25 protein-coding genes are annotated in these 24,580 nt (G+C 70.2%); 13 read left to right on the top strand and 12 right to left on the bottom strand.

All coding sequences use genetic code 11. The features are described 5' to 3' along the window. Positions 1-89: 89 nt before the first annotated feature. Complete coding sequence (locus ASG74_RS14145; protein WP_056144941.1) at positions 90-665, bottom strand: sugar O-acetyltransferase; 576 nt, start codon at positions 663-665, stop codon at positions 90-92. A gap of 125 nt (positions 666-790) precedes the next feature. On the opposite strand from ASG74_RS14145, the gene mtnA reads away from it, so the two are divergent. Continuing rightward, positions 791-1,858, top strand: a complete 1,068-nt coding sequence (gene mtnA, locus ASG74_RS14140; RefSeq protein WP_056144938.1) for an S-methyl-5-thioribose-1-phosphate isomerase — start codon at positions 791-793, stop codon at positions 1,856-1,858. A 43-nt stretch (positions 1,859-1,901) separates the two neighbouring features. Here mtnA and ASG74_RS14135 read toward each other — a convergent pair whose 3' ends face one another. Together ASG74_RS14135 and glnA are read right to left on the bottom strand one after the other, a co-directional pair. Further along, positions 1,902-2,546 carry a class II aldolase/adducin family protein gene (locus ASG74_RS14135; RefSeq protein ID WP_056145325.1) on the bottom strand — a complete coding sequence of 215 codons (645 nt, stop codon included), beginning with the start codon at positions 2,544-2,546 and terminating at the stop codon, positions 1,902-1,904. Positions 2,547-2,779: 233 nt separating this feature from the next. Further along, positions 2,780-4,204, bottom strand: a complete 1,425-nt coding sequence (gene glnA, locus ASG74_RS14130; RefSeq protein ID WP_056144935.1) for a type I glutamate--ammonia ligase — start codon at positions 4,202-4,204, stop codon at positions 2,780-2,782. A 172-nt stretch (positions 4,205-4,376) separates the two neighbouring features. Between glnA and ASG74_RS14125 the strand changes: the two genes are divergently transcribed. Next, a complete protein-coding gene (locus tag ASG74_RS14125; RefSeq protein ID WP_056144932.1) occupies positions 4,377-4,793 on the top strand; it encodes an RDD family protein in 417 nt (138 codons plus the stop codon). Positions 4,794-4,803: 10 nt separating this feature from the next. Here the strand turns inward: ASG74_RS14125 and ASG74_RS14120 are convergent, their stop codons facing one another. From ASG74_RS14120 to lipA, 3 genes are read right to left on the bottom strand one after another with little or no spacing between them, the layout of a single operon-like run. Beyond that, positions 4,804-5,451, bottom strand: coding sequence for a LysE family translocator (locus ASG74_RS14120; protein WP_056144930.1), 648 nt, complete (start codon positions 5,449-5,451; stop codon positions 4,804-4,806). Between the two features lie 56 nt (positions 5,452-5,507). After that, complete coding sequence (locus ASG74_RS14115; RefSeq protein WP_056144927.1) at positions 5,508-6,239, bottom strand: DUF4191 domain-containing protein; 732 nt, start codon at positions 6,237-6,239, stop codon at positions 5,508-5,510. Positions 6,240-6,297: 58 nt separating this feature from the next. Beyond that, the gene (gene lipA, locus ASG74_RS14110; RefSeq protein ID WP_056144923.1) at positions 6,298-7,332 is read right to left on the bottom strand and encodes a lipoyl synthase; all 1,035 of its coding nucleotides are present in this window, start codon (positions 7,330-7,332) and stop codon (positions 6,298-6,300) included. 186 nt (positions 7,333-7,518) lie between these two features. Between lipA and ASG74_RS14105 the strand changes: the two genes are divergently transcribed. After that, positions 7,519-7,935, top strand: coding sequence for a hypothetical protein (locus ASG74_RS14105; RefSeq protein WP_056144920.1), 417 nt, complete (start codon positions 7,519-7,521; stop codon positions 7,933-7,935). Positions 7,936-8,041: 106 nt separating this feature from the next. On the opposite strand, the gene lipB is transcribed toward ASG74_RS14105, so the two are convergent. Then, positions 8,042-8,674 (bottom strand): lipoyl(octanoyl) transferase LipB, encoded by a 633-nt coding sequence (lipB, locus tag ASG74_RS14100; protein WP_056144916.1) that lies wholly within the window; start codon positions 8,672-8,674, stop codon positions 8,042-8,044. Positions 8,675-8,750: 76 nt separating this feature from the next. Here lipB and ASG74_RS14095 point away from each other — a divergent pair, with 76 nt between their 5' ends. Genes ASG74_RS14095 through ASG74_RS14085 form a run of 3 tightly spaced genes read left to right on the top strand, consistent with a single transcriptional unit; the run spans position 8,751 to position 12,640 of the window. Continuing rightward, on the top strand, positions 8,751-10,976 hold the full coding sequence (locus ASG74_RS14095; protein ID WP_056144914.1) for an MMPL family transporter: 2,226 nt from the start codon (positions 8,751-8,753) through the stop codon (positions 10,974-10,976). A gap of 10 nt (positions 10,977-10,986) precedes the next feature. Then, the gene (locus ASG74_RS14090) at positions 10,987-12,045 is read left to right on the top strand and encodes a Gfo/Idh/MocA family protein (RefSeq protein WP_056144911.1); all 1,059 of its coding nucleotides are present in this window, start codon (positions 10,987-10,989) and stop codon (positions 12,043-12,045) included. Next, a complete protein-coding gene (locus tag ASG74_RS14085; protein ID WP_056144908.1) occupies positions 12,035-12,640 on the top strand; it encodes a DinB family protein in 606 nt (201 codons plus the stop codon). Before ASG74_RS14090 ends, ASG74_RS14085 begins: the two co-directional genes overlap by 11 nt. Positions 12,641-12,667: 27 nt before the next feature. On the opposite strand, the gene ASG74_RS14080 is transcribed toward ASG74_RS14085, so the two are convergent. Continuing rightward, on the bottom strand, positions 12,668-13,402 hold the full coding sequence (locus ASG74_RS14080) for a peptidase E (protein ID WP_056144905.1): 735 nt from the start codon (positions 13,400-13,402) through the stop codon (positions 12,668-12,670). Between the two features lie 82 nt (positions 13,403-13,484). Here ASG74_RS14080 and ASG74_RS14075 point away from each other — a divergent pair, with 82 nt between their 5' ends. Beyond that, positions 13,485-14,111: a DUF5701 family protein gene (locus tag ASG74_RS14075; RefSeq protein ID WP_056144903.1), complete on the top strand. Its 627-nt coding sequence runs from the start codon at positions 13,485-13,487 to the stop codon at positions 14,109-14,111. A gap of 51 nt (positions 14,112-14,162) precedes the next feature. Then, positions 14,163-15,761, top strand: a complete 1,599-nt coding sequence (locus ASG74_RS14070; RefSeq protein WP_056144900.1) for a serine/threonine protein kinase — start codon at positions 14,163-14,165, stop codon at positions 15,759-15,761. 55 nt (positions 15,762-15,816) lie between these two features. Here ASG74_RS14070 and ASG74_RS14065 read toward each other — a convergent pair whose 3' ends face one another. From ASG74_RS14065 to lpdA, 3 genes are read right to left on the bottom strand one after another with little or no spacing between them, the layout of a single operon-like run. Further along, positions 15,817-16,716 carry a TIGR01777 family oxidoreductase gene (locus ASG74_RS14065; protein ID WP_056144897.1) on the bottom strand — a complete coding sequence of 300 codons (900 nt, stop codon included), beginning with the start codon at positions 16,714-16,716 and terminating at the stop codon, positions 15,817-15,819. A 13-nt stretch (positions 16,717-16,729) separates the two neighbouring features. Beyond that, positions 16,730-18,712: a 2-oxoglutarate dehydrogenase, E2 component, dihydrolipoamide succinyltransferase gene (sucB, locus tag ASG74_RS14060; protein WP_056144894.1), complete on the bottom strand. Its 1,983-nt coding sequence runs from the start codon at positions 18,710-18,712 to the stop codon at positions 16,730-16,732. 39 nt (positions 18,713-18,751) lie between these two features. Then, on the bottom strand, positions 18,752-20,131 hold the full coding sequence (lpdA, locus tag ASG74_RS14055; protein ID WP_056144891.1) for a dihydrolipoyl dehydrogenase: 1,380 nt from the start codon (positions 20,129-20,131) through the stop codon (positions 18,752-18,754). 201 nt (positions 20,132-20,332) lie between these two features. Here lpdA and ASG74_RS14050 point away from each other — a divergent pair, with 201 nt between their 5' ends. Together ASG74_RS14050 and ASG74_RS14045 are read left to right on the top strand one after the other, a co-directional pair. Beyond that, positions 20,333-20,662, top strand: a complete 330-nt coding sequence (locus ASG74_RS14050) for a hypothetical protein (RefSeq protein WP_056144889.1) — start codon at positions 20,333-20,335, stop codon at positions 20,660-20,662. 78 nt (positions 20,663-20,740) lie between these two features. After that, positions 20,741-20,932, top strand: coding sequence for a DUF5302 domain-containing protein (locus ASG74_RS14045; protein ID WP_056144886.1), 192 nt, complete (start codon positions 20,741-20,743; stop codon positions 20,930-20,932). A gap of 173 nt (positions 20,933-21,105) precedes the next feature. Here ASG74_RS14045 and ASG74_RS14040 read toward each other — a convergent pair whose 3' ends face one another. Continuing rightward, entirely contained in the window at positions 21,106-22,635 is a 1,530-nt protein-coding gene (locus ASG74_RS14040; RefSeq protein WP_056144884.1) for a leucyl aminopeptidase, read from the bottom strand. Positions 22,636-22,735: 100 nt separating this feature from the next. Between ASG74_RS14040 and gcvT the strand changes: the two genes are divergently transcribed. The 3 genes from gcvT to ASG74_RS14025 are packed head-to-tail and all read left to right on the top strand — an operon-like array spanning position 22,736 to position 24,568. Further along, positions 22,736-23,848, top strand: a complete 1,113-nt coding sequence (gcvT, locus tag ASG74_RS14035; protein WP_056144881.1) for a glycine cleavage system aminomethyltransferase GcvT — start codon at positions 22,736-22,738, stop codon at positions 23,846-23,848. 19 nt (positions 23,849-23,867) lie between these two features. Continuing rightward, positions 23,868-24,356 (top strand): OsmC family protein, encoded by a 489-nt coding sequence (locus ASG74_RS14030; protein ID WP_056144879.1) that lies wholly within the window; start codon positions 23,868-23,870, stop codon positions 24,354-24,356. Beyond that, a complete protein-coding gene (locus ASG74_RS14025) occupies positions 24,353-24,568 on the top strand; it encodes a hypothetical protein (RefSeq protein ID WP_056144876.1) in 216 nt (71 codons plus the stop codon). The genes ASG74_RS14030 and ASG74_RS14025 overlap by 4 nt, the downstream gene beginning before the upstream one ends. Positions 24,569-24,580 lie beyond the last annotated feature (12 nt).

Raw genomic sequence — 24,580 nt, 5'->3', positions numbered from 1 at the left:
TCTGAAGGGATGAGTGCCACTTCGAGTGTGGTGGCTCGGCCCGGGTTGGTCCGTCAGTCGATCGCCAGTCCTCGACCGGGTGCTCAGGCTCAGGCGGTGAAGCCCGTATCCCGGATGGGCCGGGCCGGCACTCCGGCGACGACCGTGTTGGCCGGCACGTCCTTGGTGACGACCGCGCCGGCACCCACGATGGCGCCGTCGCCGATCGTCACTCCGGGAACCACCGTGGCATTGGCGCCGAGCCACACCTTGCGTCCGATGACGACCGGTGCCGGAAGCATGTCCGCGCGGCGCTCGGGGTCGATCCCATGGTTCAGCGTCGTCAGGGTGCTGCCGTGCCCGATCAGGGAGCCGTCACCGATGGTGATGCCGCCGGTGTCCTGGAAGCGGCATCCCATGTTGATGAAGACACCCCTGCCGAGGGTGAGGTTCTTGCCGAACTCGCTGTAGAACGGCGGGAAGACCACGACCGACTCGTCCACGACCCTGCCCGTGAGCTCGGACAGGAGCGCCCTTACCTGCTCGGCCGTGCGATAGCCCGCGTTGATCTCGGCAACCGTGCGCAGCGCTTCCTGGGCGGCGCCGTGCATGAACTGGTGAGCCTCCGAACCGCCCTCGATCAACCGGCCCGCGTTGACGTGGTCCAAGAACGCCCGGAGCTCCATGCCGTCGAGAGTAGACAAACTCCCGCCCGCACCGGGTCCAAGCGGGAGTCTGTCTACTCTCGACGGCTATTGGGCACTGCGAGGCGGATCGTGGGACCGCGGCTGGGCGCGCATAGGGTGACGACATGACCCTGCGTGCCATTGAATGGGACCCCGCTGCCGGCCGCGACCGGGCGGGAGCGGTGCGTCTGCTCGACCAGACCCTGCTCCCACTGCGCACTGAGTTCCGCACGGTCGAGCGCACGGATGACCTCGTGGCCGCGATCCGCGAGCTCGCCGTGCGAGGCGCGCCAGCGCTGGGTGTCGCGGGCGCCCTGGGCGTGGTGGTCGCCATGGACGAGGCGGTGCGAGAGAACTGGGACGACACCCACCTTCAGGCCGCGGTGGACCGGGTGCGCCACGCGCGCCCGACGGCGGTCAACCTGGCATGGGGAGTCGACGAGGTGCGGCCGCTCATGGCGTCCGGGCGAGAGGCCGTGCTGAGCGCGGCCCTGCGACTGGCTCGCGAGGACGAGGCCGCGAACCGAGAGCTCTCCCGGCTCGCTGCGGACTGGCTCCTCGAGCGGATCGACCGTCGCCGGCTTCGGGTGCTGACCCACTGCAACGCCGGCATCCTCGCGACCTCCGGCTGGGGGACCGCCCTCGGGGTGATCCGCGAGCTGCATGCCCGCGACCGTGTCGAGCTCGTCTACGCCGACGAGACCAGGCCGTTGCTCCAAGGTGCGCGGTTGACGGCATACGAGCTTGCGAACGACGGCATCCCGCACGTCGTGCAGACCGACTCCGCCGCCGCCTCGACCATCATGCGTAGCCTGGTCGACTTTGCGGTGGTCGGCGCCGACCGGATCGCGGCGAACGGCGACACCGCCAACAAGATCGGGACCCTCGGAGTGGCCCTCGCGTGCCGGGACGCTGGCATTCCCTTCCTCGTGGCCGCCCCGTGGTCCACGGTCGACCTCTCCATGAACGACGGATCGGGGATCGAGATCGAGGAGAGGGATGGCAACGAGGTGACCCAATGGGCGGGCGCTCGCGTGGTCCCCGAGGGGACGCAGGGTTTCAACCCAGCCTTCGACGTCACCCCGGCGCGCCTTGTCGATGCGGTGAGTACCGAGCGTGGGGTGGCCGAGCCGCGCTCGGGAAGCGACCTCGCGGCGTTGGCGGGAAACATCGTCGCGGCAAGGGTTGAGTGACGACCCGCCTCCAGGAAGATGAGGAGGCGGTAGGCGTGAGGGCTCAGACGGTGACGATGGTGTCCTTGAACTCCGCGGGGAAGGTGGCCGTGGTGTTGCCCGCGACGAGCAGGCGATAGGTCATCGTGGCCGCTTCCTCGAGGTTGAGGGCGCGGCGCATGGCCATGGACACAGAGTCGCCGAGCGTGGAACACCCGTGGTGGGCCAGGACCACGGCGTCGTGGTCGAGGGCGGCCTGCGCGGCGGCCTCGGCAATGGCGTCCGACCCTGACGGCAGGAAGGGCACCCGAGCCGCGCTGCCGAGGTAGTACTGGTGGTCCAAGGTCGTGAAGCGGATGGGCGCGCCGAGCATGTCGACCAGCAGGACGTGTTGGGGGTGCAGGTGCACGATCGCCGACACGTCAGGGCGAGCGGCGTAGGTGCGCTGGTGAAGCTTCCACTCCACCGACGCGCGCTCGGCACCGTCGACCCACTCCCCGGCCAGGGTCATCACAGCGAAGTCGTCGGGCACGAGTCGATTGAGCCAGGTGCCGGTGCCCGTGATCAGGAAGCGGTCCGTTCCCGGCAGCCGGGCCGAGAGGTTGCCACCGCTGGCCTGGACCAGACCGCGTGAGACCACGTGGGCGCCGGCCTCGATGAGCTCGCCAGTGAGGGTCTCGATGTGGGTCTCGGTGTGGGTCGTCGCCATGCCGCCATTGTGGTCCATCGTCACGGCGTCCAGACCGTGCCCACGCACAGGAGTCCGCCCGTGCTGCCGTCGGATCGGTGCTGGCGGCACGGGCGGACTCTCTGCGGACTCAAACGACCCGTAGCTCTCGGACCTGCGGGTTTGCTCAGATGTCGAACTCGTATCTTCGACATCTGGCACCTCGGGCTGCGGCAGGTGCCTCCTTCGTCGGCCCCTACCTCCGCCCTCGCTGCTCAGATGTCGAAGTACATCTCGAACTCGTGCGGGTGCGGTCGGAAGCGGATCGGGTCGACCTCGTTCTTGCGCTTCCACTCGATCCAGGTGTCGATGAGGTCCTGGGTGAAGACATCGCCCTCGAGGAGGAACTCGTGGTCGGCCTCGAGCGCGTCGAGGACGGCCGGCAGCGAGCCAGGAACCTGCTCGATGGCGTCGTGCTCCTCCGGCGGCAGCTCGTAGAGGTCCTTGTCGACCGGCTCCGGGGGCTCGATGCGGTTCTTGATGCCGTCGAGGCCCGCCATGAGCTGCGCGGCGAACGCGAGGTAGGGGTTGCCCGAAGGGTCCGGGATGCGGAACTCGATCCGCTTGGCCTTGGGGGAGTCGCCCGCGATCGGGATGCGCACGCACGCGGAGCGGTTGCGCGCCGAGTAGACGAGGTTGACCGGCGCCTCGTAGCCCGGGACGAGGCGGTGGTAGGAGTTCACCGTCGGGTTCGTGAAGGCGAGCACCGCCGGGGCGTGCTTGAGCAGCCCACCGATGTACCAGCGCGCGAGGTCGGACAGGCCGCCGTAGCCGCGCTCGTCGTAGAACAGCGGCTCCCCGTCCTTCCACAGCGACTGGTGGGTGTGCATGCCCGAGCCGTTGTCACCGAAGATCGGCTTCGGCATGAACGTCGCAGTCTTGCCGTAGGACCAGCACGTGTTCTTGACGACGTACTTGAACTTCATCATGTCGTCGCCCGAGTGCAGCAGCGTGTTGAAGCGGTAGTTGATCTCGTGCTGCGCGCCCGAGCCGACCTCGTGGTGGCTGCGCTCGACGTTGAGCCCGACCTCGGCCAGCTTGAGGCAGATGTTGTCGCGCAGGTCGGCGAAGTGGTCCACGGGCGGCACGGGGAAGTAGCCACCCTTGGTGCGCGGCTTGTAGCCGAGGTTGCCGCCCTCCTCCACCCGGCCGGTGTTCCAGGCGCCGGCGATCGAGTCGAGGTAGTAGTAGCTCGCGTTCGCCTTGGTCTCGAAGCGCACGTCGTCGAAGACGTAGAACTCTGCCTCGGCACCGAAGTACGCCGTGTCCGCGATGCCGGTCGAGGCGAGGTAGGCCTCGGCCTTCGCGGCGATGTTGCGCGGGTCGCGGCTGTAGGGCTCATCCGTGAACGGGTCGACGATCGAGAAGTTCATGATGAGCGTCTTGTGCTCACGGAACGGGTCGAGGTAGGCCGACTTCACATCCGGGATGAGCTTCATGTCGGACTCGTGGATGGCCTGGAAGCCGCGGATCGACGAACCGTCGAAGGCCTGGCCGACCGTGAAGAAGTCCTGGTCCACCGACTGGGCGGGCACGTTGAAGTGCTGCATCACACCGGGCAGGTCGCAGAAGCGAATGTCGACGAACTTGACGTCCTCGTCCTTGATGAACGACAGGACCTCGTCAGCAGAGCTGAACAAGTGGAGCCTCCTAGGCAAAGGGGAAAGGGCAGCGACGCCCGGGCACGACCGCAAACCTAGATGCGGGGGGTTTCTCGACCATGACCCGAATGTTTCACCGGTGTTACACCCTGCCAGAGGTCGCACGCACCCGTCGGGAGCGTCCGCAGTGAGAGCGCATACAGTCCTGCACGTGAGCACGGAACAGACGTCGGAGTATGCCGGCCAGCAGCTGGGCATGCCGGCTTCCGGTCCCGGGTCGATGGCTCCACTGTGGCGTCGCGCCGTCGGTCTCCTCGTCGACTGGATCATCGCGCAGCTCATCTCGACCTACGGGTTCGGTGCCGACATGGGGGCGGGGGGAGCGCAGTCCTTCGTGCCGCTCGCCGTCCTTGCCGCGATCAACCTTCTGAGCATCACCGCCTTCGCGGCGACGCCCGGTCAGGCGCTCCTGCGGATGCAGGTCCTCCAGGTGCGCGCGGGCTCGTTCCCACTGCAGGTGCTCATCCGCACCGCTCTACTGTGCCTGTTCATCCCCGCCGTCCTCAGCGACCGGCACGGACGCGGCTTCCACGACGCGGCAGCCGGCACCGTCATCGTGCGCCGCTGACCGCACCGCCTCACAGGGCGCGCGACCCGGTCACGGCCGTGAAGCCGCCCAGGCCGATGTAGGTCAGGCCGATCGCGACCTTGCCCCTGGCCGAGCGAGTGCCGCGGCGCCGCGCCAGCCGGGACCAGATCGTCCCGGCCAGAGCGCCATAGCTCGCGTCGAAGATGAGCCCGATCGTGACGAAGACCGCGCCCAGGACGAGGATCTGCCCGGTCATCGAGCCGCGGGCGGGGTCGAGGAACTGCGGGAAGAACGCGAGGAAGAACAGGGCCACCTTGGGGTTGGCGATGCCCACGACGTAGCCCTGGCGCCAGCTCGTCCAGTCACTCGTGGGAGCCGAGACGGCCGGTGCGACGACCGTGGTGGAGGCTCCGCGAGTGCGCAGTACCCCGATGCCGAGCCAGATGAGGTAGGCGGCACCGACGTACCTCACGACCGACAGGGCCAACGCCGAGGTGGCGAGGACGGCGGTGAGCCCCAGCGCCGTAGCCACGACAAACGTCGCCGTCGCCGTCTCGACTCCGAGGGCCGACATCACCCCGACTCGGCGGCCGCCAGCAGCGCCACGAGCGACCAGGAAGAGCATCGCGGGCCCGGGGAAAAGTATCAGCAGCAACGACGCCAAGGCGAAGGTGGCAAGGGTGGGAGCGGACGGCATACGCCGCACGTTAGACCCGACCACGCACGGGCAGCGAGCGGATTCCGCGCGGTGGCTTACTTGCCCTTCATCGCCTTGCGGTCGACGCGGGCGCGGGTGGGGTCCATGCCGGCGGGGACGCCGGTGCGCAGGCCGCCGAGGGACTTGAGGCGCTTGTTGACGACCGACGCCTCCTCCTTGGTGAGGACCGGGCGCATGCGGGTCAGCTTGGAGCTGATCTTGCTGACCTTGACCTCGTCGTCACCGTTGCCGACGACCCAGAGGTGGACGGGGACGCCGGGGGCGACCCGGGTGACCTTTTTCTCCTCGGCCTTGAGGAGCTTGAGGACGCGCTGCTTGGGGCCCTCGCCGATGAGCACGATGCCGGGGCGGCCGAGGGCACGGAACACCATGGCCGCACCACTGAGCTCGCTCGCCCTGGACGCGCGGTTGGCGTCGATGGCGACCGGCTCGGTGGTGGCGTACCAGCCACGCTTGCCCACGCTCTGCAGCGCGGCGCCGGCGGCGCCGGCCTGTCCCTCGAGGGCGCCGTACATGGCCTTGTTGCCACGCCGGTTCATGACGAAGACGGCCGCGAGTAGGGCCGACGGGATGGCGATGATGATGAGGTACCAGCGCCACAGGCCGCCGAACAGGAAACCGATGCCCACGATGACCGCGAACGTCACGAGGGCGGCGAGCAGCATCGCCCAGCCGATCTTGGCGTCGAGCTGCTTGATGGCGGAGTAGGCCTGGCGGATCTCGGCGATCCGGCCGGGCTTCTTCTCTTCGGTGGTCTCTTTGGCCACGAGGTGCGTGCTCCTGCGTCGGTGGATGGCACGCGGGAGGCGCGCCGGTGCTAGAGGGTCAGGATACGGCCCGGGCGGTGGCCTCGGAACGCGCCACCAACGACGCGGCCTCCTGGCGGGCGGGGTCGCTGGCGGCCTGGGCCAGGTGCGACAGGTGCTCGGGGATCGGCCGGCCCCACTTGGTCATGGCCGTGGCCCACAGGCGACCCGCGCGGTAGGACGAGCGCACGAGCGGACCCGCCATGACGCCCTTGAAGCCCATGTCCTCGGCAACCGTGCTCCAGTGCACGAACTCCTCGGGCTTGACCCAGCGGTCGATCGGGTGGTGCAGCTTGGAGGGGCGGAGGTACTGGGTGATCGTGAGGATGTCGCAGCCCGCATCGTGGAGGTCGGCGATCGCCTGCTCCACCTCGTGGTCCTCCTCGCCCATGCCCAGGATGAGGTTGGACTTCGTGACCAGCTCGGCCTCGCGCGCCATCGAGAGGACCTTGAGCGACTTCTCGTAGGTGAAGGCGGGGCGGATCTGGCGGAAGATGCGCGGCACCGTCTCGAGGTTGTGGGCGAAGACCTCTGGACGGGCGTCGAAGACCTGGCTCACGAGCTCGGGCTTGGCGCCGAAGTCCGGAGGCAGGATCTCGACGCCGGTGTTGGGGTTGAGCGCGTGGATCTGGCGGATCGTCTCGGCATAGAGGCCGGCGGCTCCGTCGGGCTGGTCGTCGCGGGCGACGCCGGTGACGGTCGAGTAGCGCAGGCCCATCGACCGGACCGACTCGGCGACGCGTCGCGGCTCGTCGAGGTCGAGGCTCGTCGGGCGTCCGGTGGCGATGTCGCAGAAGTCGCAGCGGCGGGTGCAGACGTCACCGCCGATGAGGAAGGTCGCCTCCTTGTCCTCCCAGCACTCGAAGATGTTGGGACAGCTGGCCTCCTGGCAGACGGTGTGGAGGCCTTCCTTCTTCACCATCGAGTGCAGCTGGGTGTACTCGGGGCCCATCTTGGCCGTGGTCCGGATCCACTCGGGCTTGCGCTCGATGGGGGTCTCGGAGTTGCGGGCTTCGACGCGCAGGAGACGGCGTCCTTCGGGTGCGGCAGTCACACTCGCCAGCCTACGCCGGGGCGTGTCCAACCCCACATTCGCCCTCGGCGTGCAGGGAAGCCCACCGGCCGACGACACGCTTGCCCCAGAGGTGGCGTGACTCGTGCTCAGCACAGGCGGCCCGGGGGCCCAGCGTGTCGTTCGCCGGTCAAGGAACCGCTCGGCACCCGCCGGCGTCAGAGGGGCATGAGAAGAGTTCTGCTGCTGGCAGCGATCGGGCTCCTGACGTCCTGTGGCTCGACGTCGGTGGGCGAGAATCCCACGCTGGCGCCCTTGGCGACGCCACCGAGCTCGGCGTCAGATGACGTCTCGTGCGGTGATGTCGTCCTGGACCAGGGGGAACAGCTGACCGTGGCCGCCGCTGCAGAGCTGGCCTGCCTCGACCGTGCTCTGGAGGAGAGCCGCAGGGCCGCGCTCACGGTCACCACCCCCACGGCCGAGGGCGACCCGATCGTCACCTCATGGCAGCTGACCTACGACGGCACCCTCACCGCGGACATCGACTCCAGCAAGGACCGGTTCGGAAGCGAGGAGCACTCGCACGTCTCCTGCGGGACGGTCACGGAGCTGCCCGACCTGACGACGTGCGGACGCCAGCAGTGACGAACGGACGGCATACGCCCACGACCACCGTTCGGTACCTCTGCGACGGGTCGGGCCCTGCGGGCAACCCGACTCGTCACGCACGCCCCGACAGAAGGTCGTGAGCTCAGCCGAGGACGTCGGTGAGGTGCTTCTCGGCGTAGGGGAGGACGTCCTGCACCGTGACGGTGCGCCCGGCCTCGCGACTGATCGACGAGACGCCGGCGTCCTCGATGCCGCACGCCACGATGTTGTCGGCCCATGACAGGTCGGCGTCGCAGTTGAGGGCGAAGCCGTGCATCGTGACGCGCTTGCTCACGCGCACGCCGATCGCACCGAGCTTGCGGTCGGGACCACGCTCGTCGGCGAGCACCCACACGCCACTGCGGCCCTCGACGCGCACCGTCTCGACGCCGAACTCACGCGTCATCCGCATCATGGCGTCCTCGAGGCGGCGCACGTGCGCCACGACGTCGATCGGCACCCCCTTGAGCGCCACGATCGGGTAGCCGACGAGCTGGCCGGGACCGTGCCACGTGATGAGGCCGCCGCGGTCGACGTCGACGACCGGCGTCCCATCGAAGGGCCGTTGCTCGGGCTGGGTGCGCTTGCCCGCGGTGTAGACGGCCGAGTGCTCCAGCAGCAGCGTCGTGTCGGGCTCGCGACCCTCCGCCACGGCGGCGTGGACCTCGCGCTGGCGCTGCCATCCGTCCTCGTAGTCGACGAAGTCCGGGGCGAAACCCAAGTGCACGAAATGCATGACACCACCGTATGCCGTGGGCTCACCCTTGCCTTGCGCGGTCCGGTACCCGCGCTCGGGCACTTAGGGTGAGCCGATGAAGCCACGCAGCACCGCACGGCGGATGGGCCGTCCGAGGGCCGTGCTGCTGGGCGCCCTGGCGGTCCTGCTGTGCTGGCTGGCTGTCGGCGCCGTGGGAGGACCTGCCATCGGGCGCCTGTCCGAGGTGCAGAAGAACGACAACGCGTCGTTCCTGCCTCCTGACGCGGAGTCCACGGCAGTGCTCAACGCCGTGAGCCGGTTCAGCGACGAGGACGAGATCCCGCTCATCGTCGTGGCCGAGCAGAAGGACGGCTCCGAGCTCGATGCCAAGGACGGGCTGGCCCTCACCCGGCTCGCGGCCGACCTGCCCTCCCTGCCCCTGCCCGGGACTGATCGCACGCTGGGCGACTACGTGGTCGAGGGCAGCCGTCTGGCCCCCGTCCCCAGTGAGGACCGGCGCGCCGCCCTCATCGTCATCCCGCTCAAGGAGACCGCCGCCTCGGAGGTCGTCAACGGCGAGGCACCCATCGTCGTCGCTGCCGAGGGGGTACGGGTCAAGGCGCGCCTCGCGGTCGCGGGCACCGGGATGACGACGCATGCGGGAGGCCCGGGTGGGCTCGTCGCCGACTTCTCGGCCGCGTTCGCCGGTATCGACGGTGTCCTGCTCCTCGTCGCGCTCGCCGTCGTCCTCGTCATCCTGCTCGTGGTCTATCGCAGCCCGATCCTGCCGATCGCCGTGCTGCTCAGTGCCGTCTTCGGGCTCAGCCTGGCCGCGCTCGTCATCCGACCGCTCGCCGAAAGCGGCACGATCGAGCTGTCCGGGCAGTCGCAGGGGATCATGTTCATCCTCGTGGTTGGTGCCGCCACCGACTACGCACTCCTGCTCGTGAGCCGCTTCCGCGAGGAGCTGCACGGCGAGTCGAACACCTGGGTGGCCCTCAGGCGGGCGTGGCGTGGTGCCGTCGAGCCGATCGCAGCGTCGGGCGCGACCGTCATCCTGGGCCTGCTGTGCCTCTTGCTGGCCTCCCTGCGCAACACCGCCGGGCTCGGGCCGGTGGGTGCGGTGGGGATTGCCGGTGCCCTGTTGGCGGCCCTGACGTTCCTCCCCGCGGTACTGCTCGTCTTCGGACGGAAGGCCTTCTGGCCCTTCGCTCCTCGCGTCGATGACGTGCACGCCGAGGACGTCGTGGGCAGCAGGTCACTCTGGGGCAGGGTCGCCGGGCTCGTCGGGCGGCACCCCCGTCGCACGTGGGTCATCACCCTCGTCGCGCTGCTGGCCGCCGCGAGCTTCGCTCCGTCGTTCCGGGCGGACGGCGTGAGCATCAAGGACACCTTCCTCGCCCCGACCGACTCCGTGCAGGCGCAGGACGCCATCGAGCGTCACTTCGCCGCCGGGGCGGGAAACCCGATCCAGGTCATCGTCCCCGCCGACCGGGCCGAGGCGGTGCGTGACGCACTCGCCGCCGACCGCGGCATCGAGGATGCCTACATCGGCCTCAGCCCTGCGGTCCCGGGACAGGACGCACCACCACCGGCACCGGTCGACGGCCTCCAGCTGGTGCAGGGCACGGCCAAGGGGTCGGCCGACAGCCCGGCAGCGGAGGAAACGGTCCGCCGCCTGCGCACCTCCCTCGACACCGTCAGCTCCGATGCGCTCGTCGGTGGACAGGCAGCGATCAACCTCGACGTCCTCGATGCCAGTGGTCGGGACCTGCGCGTCATCGTCCCGGCGATCCTGCTCGTGATCTTCCTCGTGCTCTGCTTGCTCCTGCGGTCCGTGCTGGCCCCGCTGCTCCTCGTCGTCGCCAACGTGGTCTCGTTCGCGGCGACGATCGGGGTGGCCTCGCTCGTGTTCGAGCATGTGCTGGGCTTCGGCGGCAGTGACCCGGCGATCCCGCTCTACGGGTTCGTCTTCCTCGTGGCCCTCGGGATCGACTACTCGATCTTCCTCATGACCCGGGTGCGCGAGGAGTCGGTGCACCGAGGCACCCGCCCCGGAGTGCTGGTCGGTCTGGCGGTGACCGGCGGAGTGATCACGAGCGCCGGGATCGTCCTTGCCGCAACGTTTTCCGCGCTGACCGTGCTGCCGCTGGTCTTCCTCGTACAGATCGCGTTCATCGTCGGGTTCGGAGTCATCCTCGACACGTTCGTCGTGCGCAGCCTGCTCGTGCCGTCTCTGGTCCACGACATCGGGCGCCGCGTGTGGTGGCCCGCACGACTGGCCGGGGACCGCGGCCGACACGCGGAGAACCCGGGTCAGGGAGCCGCAGCCGAGCACTAGGGTTCTCGGCATGACCAGAGTCGGACTCGCGGGATACGCATCAGCCGGACGGGGCATCCACGCCCCCATCATCGCCGAGGCGGGGCTCGAGATCGCGGCGGTGGCGACCTCGAACCCGGAACGCCGGGCCGAGGTTGCCTCGGACTTCCCCGACGCACTGGTGGTGGACGACCTCGACGCACTCCTGGCAGTCGATGGGCTCGACGTCGTCGTTCTCGCGACACCGACCGGCGACCACCTCGAGCATGCACTCAAGGTCATCGAGGCCGGCGTCGCGTGCGTGGTCGACAAGCCGCTCGCGGTCAACGCCGACGACTGCCTGACCGTGGTCGACGCGGCCGAGCGGGCCGGGGTGCCCCTCACCGTCTTCCAGAACCGGCGCTACGACCCGGCATTCACAACCTTGGCCACCGTCGTCGCCGATCGCCTTGCGGGAGAGGTCTTCCGCTGCGAGCAGCGCTGGGAGCGGTGGCGCCCGGTGCCCAAGGACCGCTGGCGCGAGAACGCCGCTCCCTCGGACGGTGGGGGCATCATGCTCGACCTGCACGCGCACCTCGTCGACTCGGCCGTGCAGCTGTTCGGGCCGATCCTCACCGTGTTCGCGACCGTCGAGTCGCACACGACTGCGGCAGAGGACGATGCGTTCTTCGTATGCCGTCACGAGTCGGGCGTGGTCAGTCACCTCGGTGCCCTCTCGGTCTCGGGAGCTCCCGGACCGCGGGTCCGTCTCCTGGGACGGGAGGCCGCCTACATCCAGAACGAGTTCGAAGGGGAGCCCAACGTCTTCGCGGACTGGGCCGATGCCGACGCGGAGCACTGCGGCTGGCTCTACCGGTCGGAGGAGCGCGAGCCCGTGCCCACGACGGCCTCCACCCAGGCCGACTTCTACCGTGCCGTCGGTGCGGCGCTGTCGGCACCTGACCCGCAGGCCGCGATGCCGGTCGACCCGCGCGATGCCATCCACACCCTTGCCGTCATCGACGCGGCCCGCGTCAGCGCCGAGGGTGAGCGGGTCGTCGAGGTGATGACACCCGGCGTGCGCCCGGGTCACACCGACGATGAGTCCTGAGATGGGCAACGACCACAAGGCGATTCTGCAACGCTACCTGGGACGGGCACGCGAGGCCGTGCTCTGGAAGCTCGAGGGACTGTCCGAGCACGACGTCCGTCGTCCCCTGACACCGACGGGCACGAACCTCCTCGGCATCGTCAAGCACCTCGCCGGAGTCGAGGCGGGCTACTTCGGTGACTGCATCGGCCGCCCGGTACCGGACCTGCCGGCGTGGTACGCCGACATGATGGCCGACACCATCGAGGACAACGCCGACATGTGGGCCACGGCCGAGGAGTCTCGTGAGTCGATCGTCGACCTCTATCGTCACGTTGCCGCTCACGCGGACGCGGCGATCGAGGAACTCGACCTCGACGACACGGGCACGGTCGAGTGGTGGGGCGATGCCGGCACAGCCGTCTCGATGCAGTGGCTCATCGTCCACATGATCGCCGAGACCAACAGGCACGCCGGTCACATGGACATCGTCCGCGAGCTCATCGATGGTGCTGCCGGTCTGCGCGAGGGTGTTTCGAACCTGCCCGAAGGTGGAGTGGACTACTGGGAGACCCACCGAAATCGGTTGCAGAACACCGCAGACGGCTTCCGCTGAGACGAGCGCCGGGCGCAGCGAACTGCGTCAGGGGTTGGTGAGACGGCGTGGCTCGATGCGCTCCTCGACGGCGGCGTCACCATCCCGCGTGACGATGTAGGCACCTTTGCCATCGCGCTCCGAGACCGCTTCGACGAGCTCGGTCCCGTGATAGACGAGCCCGACCCCGTCGTCGGTGCAGTGCGTCACGGGAAGGGTGCTTCTGGCGACGAGCTCGTGGACGAGAGGTCGGCGGCGTGCCTCCGAGTCGTAGTGCACGCCGTTGCCGTAGGGGAGGAGGGCGAGCCCGTTGGTGACCGCTCGCAGCTCCGGACCGAAGGAGTCGGTGGTCCCGCCGATGTACCAACAGATCGATCCCGCGGAGACACCCGACAGGACGACTCCGGCCTCCCACGCCGCGCGCATTGCAGGACCGAGGTCGTGGACGGCCCAGACGGCCAGCAGGTTGGCGACCGACCCGCCGTTGACCCAGATGACGTCCTGGTCGAGGAGCAGCCCGGGCACGTCGTCGTGGTTCGGCATCGGGAAGAGGTCCAAGGTCGTGACCTCGAAACCGGCCACACGCCCAGCCTGCTGCAGGTGGTCGTTGAGGTAGCGCTGGTCGCCCATCGCCGTACCGACCACGGTGACCCTGGGCCGGCGTCCCGTGACGCCGGACAGCTCGACGGCGTGGTGCACGAGGGCGTCGAACTCGAACTGGGTGCGGCTCGCGGGGCGGTAGCCACCGGAGGTGGCAAGGATCGTGGGCTGGTCGGCAGGCATGGTGCCGACCCTAGCGGGACCATCGGAACCTCCCGTGACGACGGGGCGTTGAACGAGCCGGTGCCGAGAGGAGGGAGAGCGCATGTCGTTCGAGGAGCAGGTCGACCGTCTGGTCGAGCTGGGCTATCCGGCGCTGGCAGGCCTGAGCGAGAACGCTTTTCGCCGTGAGCTCGCCCCCCTGAGGGAGCCAGCCCACCGACTCGACGAGGTGCCGCCGAGCGAGGAACCGGGGCGGACGGCATACACGGTGGTGGTCACGCGCCAGCTCGTCGACCCGACGACGACCGTCCCGCTCCTGCGCCTCGTCGGTGGGCGCAAGCCCGGGGTCGTCGACCGCAACCACGCGCCGGGAGACCTCGCGACCTACGACCCGCTGCCCGAGCTCGAGGTGCCAATGGCCCCCGCCTACCTGCTCGTCGACATCGACCGCGGTGAGGAGTTCTGCGGCGTGCGGCCGGAGGACGCCCTGCCCGTCATCCGCGGGCGCGGGCGGACCCCGCTCACGATCGACGAGGGCATCGCCGTCGTGACCCAGGCCCCGCAGCTGCTCGAGAAGAACAGGTGCTTCATGCTCTCCGGCTCGCGACGAGCCGACCGCAGGGTCCCCGCGCTGTGGATCAGCGAGCGCGCGCCGAAGCTCGGCTGGTGCTGGGACGGCAACCCGCACACCTGGCTGGGAGTCGCGTCGGCGGGGGAGCGCATCGCCTGAGGCTGTGGAAAACCCCGCGGCGGGTGTCGTCATCTCGGCCAGCATGGGCTGATGCAGAACCCCGACAGGGCACCCGAGAGCCGGTATGCCGGACGCCACCGGATCGTGGACCACCGCGCTCCCAGCGTGCCCGGCTACGACGTCGTCGAGCCGATCGGGCAGGGCGGGTCCGGTTCCGTGTGGTCGGCGACCAGCAGTGCGGGCGAGAGCGTGGCGATCAAGGTCGTGCCGGCGTTCGACGCCCAGGACGCGCTGGTCGAGCTTGCCGTGCTGGGACGGCTGCACGAACCGCACCTGGTGAGGCTGCACGAGGCGACGGCGCTGCCCAGCGGTGACGTGGCTCTTGTGCTCGACCACCTGGCGGGGGGAACGCTCGGCGCTGCCGTGCGCGCTCGCGGGCATCTCGCGCCGGGCGAGGTGGTCTCGGTCCTCAGCCCGATCGCCTCGGCCGTGGGACGGCTGCACGGCGTCGGCGTGGTCCACGGTGACCTGTCCCCGGACAACGTGCTGCTCGACCTGGACGGCCAGCCATTCCTTGCCGACCTCGGGGTGGCCCGCATCGTGGGGGAGCAACCCGGCGAGCCGCGGGGTACCGAGGGTTTCGTCGCACCGGAGGTCCTCCTGGGTGCGATCCCCACCACGGCGTCCGACGTCCATGCCCTCGGTGCGCTGGCGTGGTTCTGCCTCACCGGTGAGGCACCTGGGCCCGCCGTGCTCCGGGGGCGGCTGGGGGACCGTGTGCCCGGCCTGGGCGATGAGCTCGTCGCAGCTGTCGAGGGTGCGCTGCGTTCTCGGCCGGAGGATCGTCCCGGCGCGGACGCACTCGCGGTGGCGATCTTCGAGAGCGCCCCAGCGCAGCCGCTCGTGCTCGTGCGTGGCGAGGACGACGTCAGCCTCCTCACCCGCCGCATCCGTGCCTGCGCGAGGGCGGAGTCCGCTGTCGGTGCGCGTGGGGGTGTGGGCGAGAAAGGGGCGGCCCGGCGCACGTTGCTGGGTGCACGGCTGCGGCGACGGGCCGTCGAGGACCGATGGAGTGCGCGCGTCGGGTCGTTGCTTCGCCGAACCGGCGGTGCGTTGCGTGGGCTCGTGCCCTGGTTGGCGGTGGTCGCAGTGGTGTCGGCGCTGACGCTGGGCATCGTCTCGTGGACCGCGGGTCGCCAGGACGCAGTGGCGTCCTCGTCCGGCCCGCAGGGTGCCGGTCCAGACAGTGGTCATGAGCGGGCCCCGGCCGCCGACCTCGCCCCCACCGACCCCCGTTGCGTGCCGGATGCACCCGATCGGGACCCCGTCGGCCTGGTGCAGGCCTTGGCCGATGCCCGCGCGCTCGCGTGGTCCACCGGCGTGGCCGCTCGCCTCGTCGAGGTCGACGCGCCTCGTTCCCCGGCGATGACCCGCGACACCGAGGTGCTCGCGGGAGTGCAGCGGGCACACCAGCGCTACGCCGGGCTCACCTTCGTGGTGCGTGACGCCACCGTCGTGGGCGCGAGCGACGGGGTGACCACGATCCGCGCGGCGATCGACACGGGCGCGCACGTGGTGAGGGGACCGGGCGGAGACCAGCCCCGCGGGGCGGTCCCGGGCGACGCGGTGCTTCTCGACCTCATGCGGACCGACTCGGGCTGGCGGGTCCACGACGTGCGGTCACCCTGAGCGTGGCCTCGCTGGAGGCGAGGGAGGGCCACTCGGCCCGGGACTGCGCCGGGGGTCAGCGCTGGCGTGAGAGGAGCCAGCTCACGGCGTCCTCGAGCGTCGACTGGTTGAAGTCGAAGCCGCTGTCCAGAAGCCGTTGGGGGATGGCTCGCTGGCTGGACACGATGTTGTCCCCCATCTCGCCCACGATGGCGCGCAGCGCGAGCTTGGGCGCCGGCAGCAGGGTCGGCCGGTGGAGCTGGCGCCCCATCTCGGCGACGACCTCGCGCTGGGGCGCGGGTTCGGGGCCGGTGAGGTTGACCGGGCCCTGCAGCACGTTGTCGAGCACGTGCTGGACGGCGCGCACGTGGTCCTCGAGCGTGATCCAGGCCCAGTACTGCCGACCGTTGCCGAGAGGTCCGCCGAGCCCGAGCCTGGTCAGCAGGAGCAACGCCTTGATCGCGTCACCCTGCGGGTCCAGCACGATGCCGGTGCGCAACAGCGAGACGGGCGCGCCCGACTGCGCGGCGGGCTCGGTCGCACCCTCCCAGGCGTGGACGACGTCGACGAGGAAACCGGAGCCGGCGCTGCTCTCCTCCGTGAGCACCTCGTCGCCCCGGTCACCGTAGTAGCCCACCGCGGACCCGTTGAGGAGGTGGATCGGCCGTCCGGTCGCGGCAATCGCCGTGGCCAGTGCCGTGGTGCCATCGGTACGGGAACGGACCACCTCGGCCTTGAAGGCCGGGGTGAAGCGATGGGCGCCCAAGCTGGCCCCGGCAACGTTGATGACGGCGTCGACACCGTCGAGCACCTCGGGCGCGAGGTGCCGTGTCGACGGGTCCCACTGCACCTCCGAGGAGTGCTCGGGCGGGCGACGCACGAGGCGGATCACCTCGTCACCGCGCTCCCGCAGGGAACGGCACAGCGCACCACCGATCAAACCGGACGAGCCGGCGACGGCGATGCGCTGTGACATGGAGCTCAGGGCCTCAGAGACCCAAGTCTGCCTCGAAGGCGCCTTCCTCCAGGCGCTCCTTGACCGTGCCGAGGAAGCGAGCGGCGTCGGCGCCGTCCACGATCCGGTGGTCGTAGGACAGTGCGAGGTAGACCATCGAACGGATCGCGATCGTCTCGCCGCCGTCGGAGTCCTTGACGACGACCGGTCGCTTCACGACCGCACCGGTGCCGAGGATGGCCACCTGCGGCTGGTTGATGATCGGCGTGTCGAACAGGGCGCCGCGCGAACCCGTGTTGGTGATGGTGAACGTGCCTCCAGCGAGGTCGTCGGGCGTGATCTTGTTGGTGCGCGTGCGCTCCGCCAGCTCGGCGATGCCGCGAGAGAGGCCGGCGATGTTGAGGTCGCCGGCGTTCTTGACGACCGGGACGAGCAGGCCCTTCTCGGTGTCGACGGCCATGCCGACGTTCTCGCTGCCGTGGTAGGTCACGTTGTCGCCGTCGATGCTGGCGTTGACGGTCGGGTGCACCTTGAGCGCCTCGATCGCCGCCAGGGTGAAGAACGGCAGGAAGCTGAGCTTGCTGCCCTCGCGACGGGCGAAGTCGGCCTTGGCACGGTCACGCAGGCGAGCGATCTTGGTGACGTCGACCTCGACAACCGTGGTCAGCTGGGCCGAGGTCTGCAGGGACTCGACCATGCGCTTGGCGATCACCTTGCGCAGGCGGGTCATCGGCTGGGTGGTCCCACGAAGGCTCGTGTCGGCACTCGCGGGCTTGCTCGAGGAGGACGCCGACGAAGCCGCAGGGGCCGGGGTGGACTCCTGCGGGGCAGCAGGAGCCTGCGCAGGTGCCTTGGCGGCTTCGGCCGCGGCGAGGACGTCCTGCTTGCGGATCCGCCCGCCGACACCGGTGCCCTTGAGGGAGCCGAGGTCGATGCCGTTCTCGTTGGCGATCTTGCGCACGAGGGGAGTGACGTAGGCGGATGCGTCGGCCGGCTCGTTCGAGCCGCCACTGGACGCGGGAGCGGTCGCCTTGGCGACACTCTCGGCGGAGGGAGCGGGCTCATCGGGGGCAACCTGCTGGGTGGCCGACTCCTCCTTGGCTTCCTCCTTCTTCGGCTCCTCCTGCGTGGCCTCGGGCCCGCCTTCCTTGCCGGTCTCGGGGGAGGGCTCCGCCTTGGGCGCCTCCTGCTGGGGTGCCGCCTCCTGCTGTGGCGCCTCCTCCTGCTTCGGGGCGTCCTCCTGCTTCGGGGCGTCCTGCTGGGGCGCCTCCTCCTGCTGTGCAGAGCCACCGGCGTCGCCACCGACGACGGCGAGGTCGGCGCCCACCGGCACGGTCTCGTCCTCCTGGACGAGAATCTTGCTCAGGGTGCCGGCAACAGGGGAGGGGATCTCGGTGTCGACCTTGTCGGTCGAGACCTCGAGCAGCGGCTCGTCGACGGCGACCTCGTCACCCTCGGCCTTGAGCCAGCGGGTGATGGTGCCTTCGGTGACCGACTCGCCCAGGGCGGGCATGGTCACGGTCGTGCCCCCACCACCGCCACCGGAGGACGAGGACGCTGCCGGAGCGGACTCGCTCTGCGCTGGAGCCTCGGACGGAGCCGACTCGGACTCTGCAGGCGCCGAGTCAGCGGGCGCGGAGTCAGCAGGCGACTGCTCGGCCGGAGCGGAGTCGCTCTGCTCGGACGGGGACCCTGCGTCAGCCGGGGGAGAACCGGCCGCAGGGGTGTCGGAGTCGTCGGACTGCTCGGCCGGCGCGTCGTCGTCGCCACCCGCTGCGGGTCCGTCACCGATGACGGCGAGGTCGGCGCCCACGGCGACCGTCTCGTCCTCCTCGGCGAGGATCTCCTGGAGCGTGCCCGCGACGGGCGACGGGATCTCGGTGTCGACCTTGTCGGTCGAGACCTCGAGCAGCGGCTCGTCCACCGCGACCTCATCGCCGACGTTCTTGAGCCACCTGGTGACGGTGCCCTCGGTCACGGACTCGCCGAGGGCGGGCATGGTCACACGTTCGGACATGGTGTGGTTTCTCCTATCAACGGTGGCGTCGCGTCAACTCTAGTTGTGAGCATGCAGGGGTTTGCCAGCGAGCGCCAGATGGGCCTCGCCGAGTGCTTCGTTCTGGGTGGGGTGCGCGTGGATCAAGGGTGCGACGTCGTCGGGGTGGGCCTCCCAGCCGACGATGAGCTGTGCCTCCCCGACCTGCTCGCCCATCCTTGCGCCGATCATGTGGATGCCGACGACGGGTCCGTCCTTGGCGCGCACGAGCTTGACGAAGCCGGCGGTCTGCAGGATCTGGGACTTGCCGTTGCCGCCGAGGTTGTACTCGTAGGTCTCGATCTCGCCGTGCGCCTCACGTGCCTGCGCCTCGGTGAGGCCGACGGAGGCGATCTCGGGGTTGCAGTAGGTCACTCGGGGGATGGTCGACTCGACGATCGGAGCCGGTGACAGCCCGGCGATCTCCTCGGCGACGAAGATGCCCTGCTGGAAGCCGCGGTGGGCGAGCTGGAGGCCGGGAACGATGTCTCCCACGGCATACAGGCCATCGACACCGGTCCGCAGCCGGTCGTCGGTGGTGACGAACCCGCGGTCGAGCTTCACACCCGCCTCGGCGAAGCCGAGCCCGTCGGTCACGGGACCGCGGCCGACGGCCACGAGGAGCAGGTCCGCCTCGATCGACGTGCCGTCCTCGAGGGAGACGGTGACGACGTCACCCTCCTGGGTGGCACCGGTGAACTTCACACCCGCGCGCACGGTGATCTTGCGCTTGCGGAACGCGCGCTCGAGGACCTTGGAGACGGCTTCGTCCTCTGCCGCGACGAGCCGGGGCAGGGCCTCGACGACCGTCACCTCGGAGCCGAACGAGCGGAACACCGACGCGAACTCGACGCCGATGACGCCGCCGCCGAGCACGACGACGCGGTCCGGCACGTGGTCGAGCTGCAGCGCCTGCTCGCTCGTCATGATGCGGCCGCTGATCTCGAGCCCCGGGAGCGAGCGCGGGTAGGAGCCGGTGGCCAGGACGACGGTGCGCCCGGTGAGCCGGCGCCCGTCGACCTCGACCGTCGTGGCGTCGACCAGGCGGCCGGTTCCCTCGACGAGCTCCACCTTGTGCGCCTTGGCCAGGCCCTGCAGGCCCTTGTAGAGGCGGCCGATCACGCCGTCCTTGTAGGCGTTGACCCCGGCCATGTCGACCGACTCGAACGTCGTGCGCACGCCGAACTGCTCTCCCTCACGGGCGCTGTCGGCGACCTCGGCAGCGTGCAGCAGGGCCTTGGTCGGGATGCACCCGACGTGCAGGCACGTGCCCCCGAGCTTGGACTTCTCGACGAGCGCGACGCTCAGCCCGAGCTCGGCCGCGCGGAAGGCGCAGGCATAGCCGCCGCTTCCGCCTCCCAGGATGACGACGTCGTAGGTGTCCTCGGCGGTGGCCGGCATCGGTGTCTGCTCCCTTGGCTCTGGGTCGACGGCACCAACGCAGCGGGTCGCGCCCACGTCGTGCCAGTGCGCACATCCTGTCACTGCACCGTGGCCCGCGTCACACGAGGTCCGAGCCGGTCGACAAGCCTTTGCGGTATGCCGTCGGCGCGGCCAGCGAAGTCACGGGCACCTCCCAGCCCTCTTCCGTATCGTGACGCCATGGCGTGGTTCAGGCGACGGAAGGGCGGCTCGTCCGCAGGGGGCTCGTCGGCGCCCTCGAAGGATGACGTCCGCCGGGCGCGCACGCACTTCGAGGAGTTCGCGCGCAGCCGCCGTGGTGTCGAGGCCTTCGTCGAGCCGGCCACCCGCGTCACGTCGACCACCGTCATCCTCATCGCGCACGACGGTGAGTGGACCCGTCGGGCCCTGCCCACGCGAGAGGACGCCTTCACGCTCGCGACCCAGCTGCACCTGCCGACCTACGACGTCAACCAGACGGGCTACCCGCAGCGGATGCGCGACTGGAACGCCCGCCAGCGCCGCCGCTGACGTCGGCGAAGTCTGTCGCCCGTGGTGGTCGTGACGTGCGAGAGTGAGCGTGACCGCACCGCCGATCCAGGAGGACCCGTGACCGAGTCGAAGAGTTCCCGTCCCACGCCCAGCGAGGACATGAAGAAGAAGTTCCGTGAGGCCCTGGACAAGAAGCACGCGCACGGCGGGGCCGACGTCTCCGACCGCGCCGACCAGGGCAAGGTCGACCACGGGCACGGCCCCGAGACGTCCGGGCGTGACCAGATGTTCCGCCGCAAGTCCGGCTGACGCACCCCCGCCCCACCTCACGTTTTCCGCCTGATCCACGAAAGGGAGCGTTCGGCCCGGAACAGTTCCGGGCCGAACGCTCCCTTTGCGTGATGCGCCGGAAAGGGGTGGCGCGTCAGGGGGTCCAGCGGGGTCTAGCGGGGTCAGGCGGGGTCCAGCCGGGTGGGGCTGGGTCAGGCCGTGTGGTTCTCGACGAGGTTCACCAGCGTGGCGACGCCGTAGCCGGTGCCGCCCTTGGGGATGACGCCGTCGGGGCCCTTCTCGTTGAAGGACGGGCCGGCGATGTCCACGTGTGCCCACGGGATGCCCTCGCCGACGAACTCCTGCAGGAACAGCCCGGCCGTGAGCATGCCGCCCCAGCGGTCGGCCTTGTGCGCCAGGTCGGCCACGGAGGAGTCGAGGCCGGCGCGCAGCTCGCGCGGCAGGGGCATCGCCCAGGACGCCTCACCCTCGGCGCCGCCCGCATCGACCACGCGGCTCCGGAAGGCGTCGTCGTTGCCCATGACGCCGGCGACCCGGCTGCCGAGGGCGACCATCTGCGCGCCCGTGAGGGTGGCGATGTCGACGATGACGTCGGGCTTCGCCTCGCTGGCCAGGCAGATGCCATCGCCCAGGACCATGCGGCCCTCGGCGTCCGTGTCGATGATCTCGACCGTGGTGCCGTTGCGCATCGTCACGACGTCGCCGGGACGCTGGGCCGTGCCGCTCGGCATGTTCTCAGCGAGGCAGAGGTAGCCCGTGACGGGAACCCGCCCACCGAGCTCGGCGGCGGCGATGACCGTGGCCGCGACCGCGGCAGCACCAGCCATGTCGGACTTCATCGTGAGCATTCCGGCGGCAGGCTTGATGCACAGGCCTCCGGAGTCGAAGGTGATGCCCTTGCCCACGAGCGCCACGCCACCGGTGCGGGAGCCGCGGGCTCCACCGGGGGAGTAGGCCATCGTGACGATGCGCGGCGGGTTCGCCGACCCCTGGCCGACACCGACGATGCCGCCGAAGCCGCCCTTGGCGAGGGCCTTCTCGTCGAGCACGGAGATGGTGACCTTGCCCGAGGACGCTGCGGCGACGGCCTTGATGCGGTCGACGAAGGCCTGCGGGGTGAGGAGGTTGGGCGGGGTGTTGACGAGGTCCCGGGCGAGGTCGCGTGCCGAGCCGATGACCGCGGCGCGCTCGACCGCTGCCTTGAGCGACTTGCCCTGGCCGAGGGTCGACACGATGGTGATCTTCGGGCCCGACGAGGCCTTCGTGGCGCTCGCCTTCTTCGTGGTGCCCGTCGACACCTTGGTGGAGGTGGCGTCGAAGGTGTAGCACCCGGCATACGCGCCGTCGGAGACCGCCGCGAGCGACGCCTCGTCCCCGGCCGGCAGGGCCACGGCGACCGTCGCCTTGGTGGCGACCGAGCGCAGGGCCGAGCCTGCGGCGATGCGAAGCGTGTCGGGGGTGATCGCGTCGGCGGCGCCGAGGCCGGTGACCACGACGGCGGTGGCCGAGACGTCGGGGACCGCGACGACGCGCACGGTCTCGCCCGGCTTGCCCTTGGCCTCGAGGTCGGCGAGGACGGCGGCGAGGTGCGTGGCAGCGGCCGCGGGGAGGCCGTGGCCCTCGGCCAGGCTCGCGCCGGAGTCGGTGGAGACGGAGCCGACGACGATGGCGTCGACCTTGAGCGCGGCGGCGTCGCGCGTGGTCAGGTTGAGGTTGGGCACTGCGAGTTCTCCTGGGGGTGGTCCGGGCAGGCGAGGTCATCGCCCCTTGGCCAGCACCCTAGCGGCGCCCGTCGTCGAGCCCTCGCGGTAGCGTGCCGTCATGACCGAGCTGCTGCACTCTCCCGTCCATGACCGGCACGTCGCCCTCGGCGCCAAGATGGCCGACTTCGGCGGGTGGGAGATGCCGATCGAGTACCCCGGTGGTGGGGTCGTCGCCGAGCACACCTCGGTGCGCGAGCGCGTCGGGCTCTTCGACGTGAGCCACCTCGGCAAGGCCCGCGTCAGTGGCCGCGCCGGCGACCTCAGCGCGGTCGACTTCGTCAACACCTGCTTCACCAACGACCTGCGCCGCATCGGTCCGGGCCAGGCCCAGTACACCCTGTGCTGCCAGGACGACGGGGGTGTCGTCGACGACCTCATCGCCTACGTGCGCAGCGAGGAGGACGTCTTCCTCATCCCCAACGCCGCCAACACCGCGAGCGTCGTCGAGCTGCTGAGGGCCGCCGCTCCCGAGGGCATCGAGGTCGAGAACCTCCACGACGCGTATGCCGTGTTCGCCGTCCAGGGTCCGCGCAGCGACGAGGTGCTCACCTCCCTCGGCCTGCCGGTCGACCACGACTACATGTCCTTCGTCGAGGCCGACTGGGAGGGCCAGCCGGTCATCGTCTGCCGCACCGGCTACACCGGTGAGCGCGGCTACGAGATCGTGCCGACGTGGGAGGCCGCAGGAGCGGTGTGGGACGCGCTCGCGTCCGCGGTCGCCGAACAGGGCGGTATGCCGGCCGGTCTCGGAGCGCGCGACACCCTCCGCACCGAGATGGGCTACCCGTTGCACGGCAACGACCTCAGCACCGCGATCACCCCCGTCATGGCGGGCGCCGCGTGGGCGGTGGGCTGGGACAAGGAGACCTTCTGGGGCAAGGAGGCCCTGGCCGAGCAGCGCGCCGCCAAGACCTCACGCCTGAACCGCGGGCTGGTCGTCACCGGCCGCGGCATCCCGCGGGCCCACTGCTCGGTCCTCAAGGACGGCGAGGTCGTCGGCGAGGTCACGTCCGGGACGTTCAGCCCGACCCGCAAGGAGGGCATCGCCCTGGCCCAGCTCGAGCGCTCGGTCGCGATCGGCGACGAGGTCGTCATCGACGTGCGCGGCCGCGAGATCCCCGCGACGGTGACCAAGCCGCCGTTCGTCCAGGTCGGCGTCCGCGAGAGCTGAGGAACAGGGAGGAACGCGCATGGGCGAGCACACCTACAGGGCCACGGTCGCCTGGGAGGGGTCCACGGGAGGCGGCTACACGGCATACACGCGTGACCATGACGGAGGGGTGCCCCCCGCCGCCGAAGGCCTGGCCCTCAGTGCCGATCCGCACTTCCGCGGAGATGCGAGCCGGGCCAACCCCGAGCAGCTCCTCGTGCTCGCGGCCAGCTCCTGCCAGCTGCTGTCCTTCCTCCACGTCGCCGCCAGCGCCAGGCTCGACGTGCTCGACTACACCGACGACGCCGAGGGCGTCATGCCCCAGGACGTCCAGCCCATGCGGCTCACCCGGATCACCTTGCGCCCCCGGGTGCTGGTCGCGCCGGGGAGCGACGTCAGCCGGTTCGACGAGCTCATGGGCGAGGCTCACGAGAGCTGCTTCATCGCCAACTCACTCAACACCGACGTCGTCGTCGAGGCGGTCGTCGAGATCGCTGCGACCGCGACCGACAGGGAAGAGAAGTCATGACCGAGGCCTGGACCTGGACCTACGAGAACGCGCAGGGGGCGGCCGTCACCGGCGAGCCGACGACCGAGACGGCGTTCCCGACGCAGTCCGACGCCGAGAACTGGTTCGGCGAGGTGTGGCGCGACCTGGCCGAGGCCGGTGTCGCTGCCGTGACGTTGCAGCGGGACGGCGAGAAGGTTTACGGACCGATGCCGCTCGACGCCTCCGTCTAGCGACGTCGTCCC

Origin of the sequence: Knoellia sp. Soil729 (genome assembly GCF_001427985.1) — a bacterium.
Lineage (GTDB): Bacteria > Actinomycetota > Actinomycetes > Actinomycetales > Dermatophilaceae > Knoellia.
This window is presented reverse-complemented; position numbering and strand designations above follow the sequence as displayed.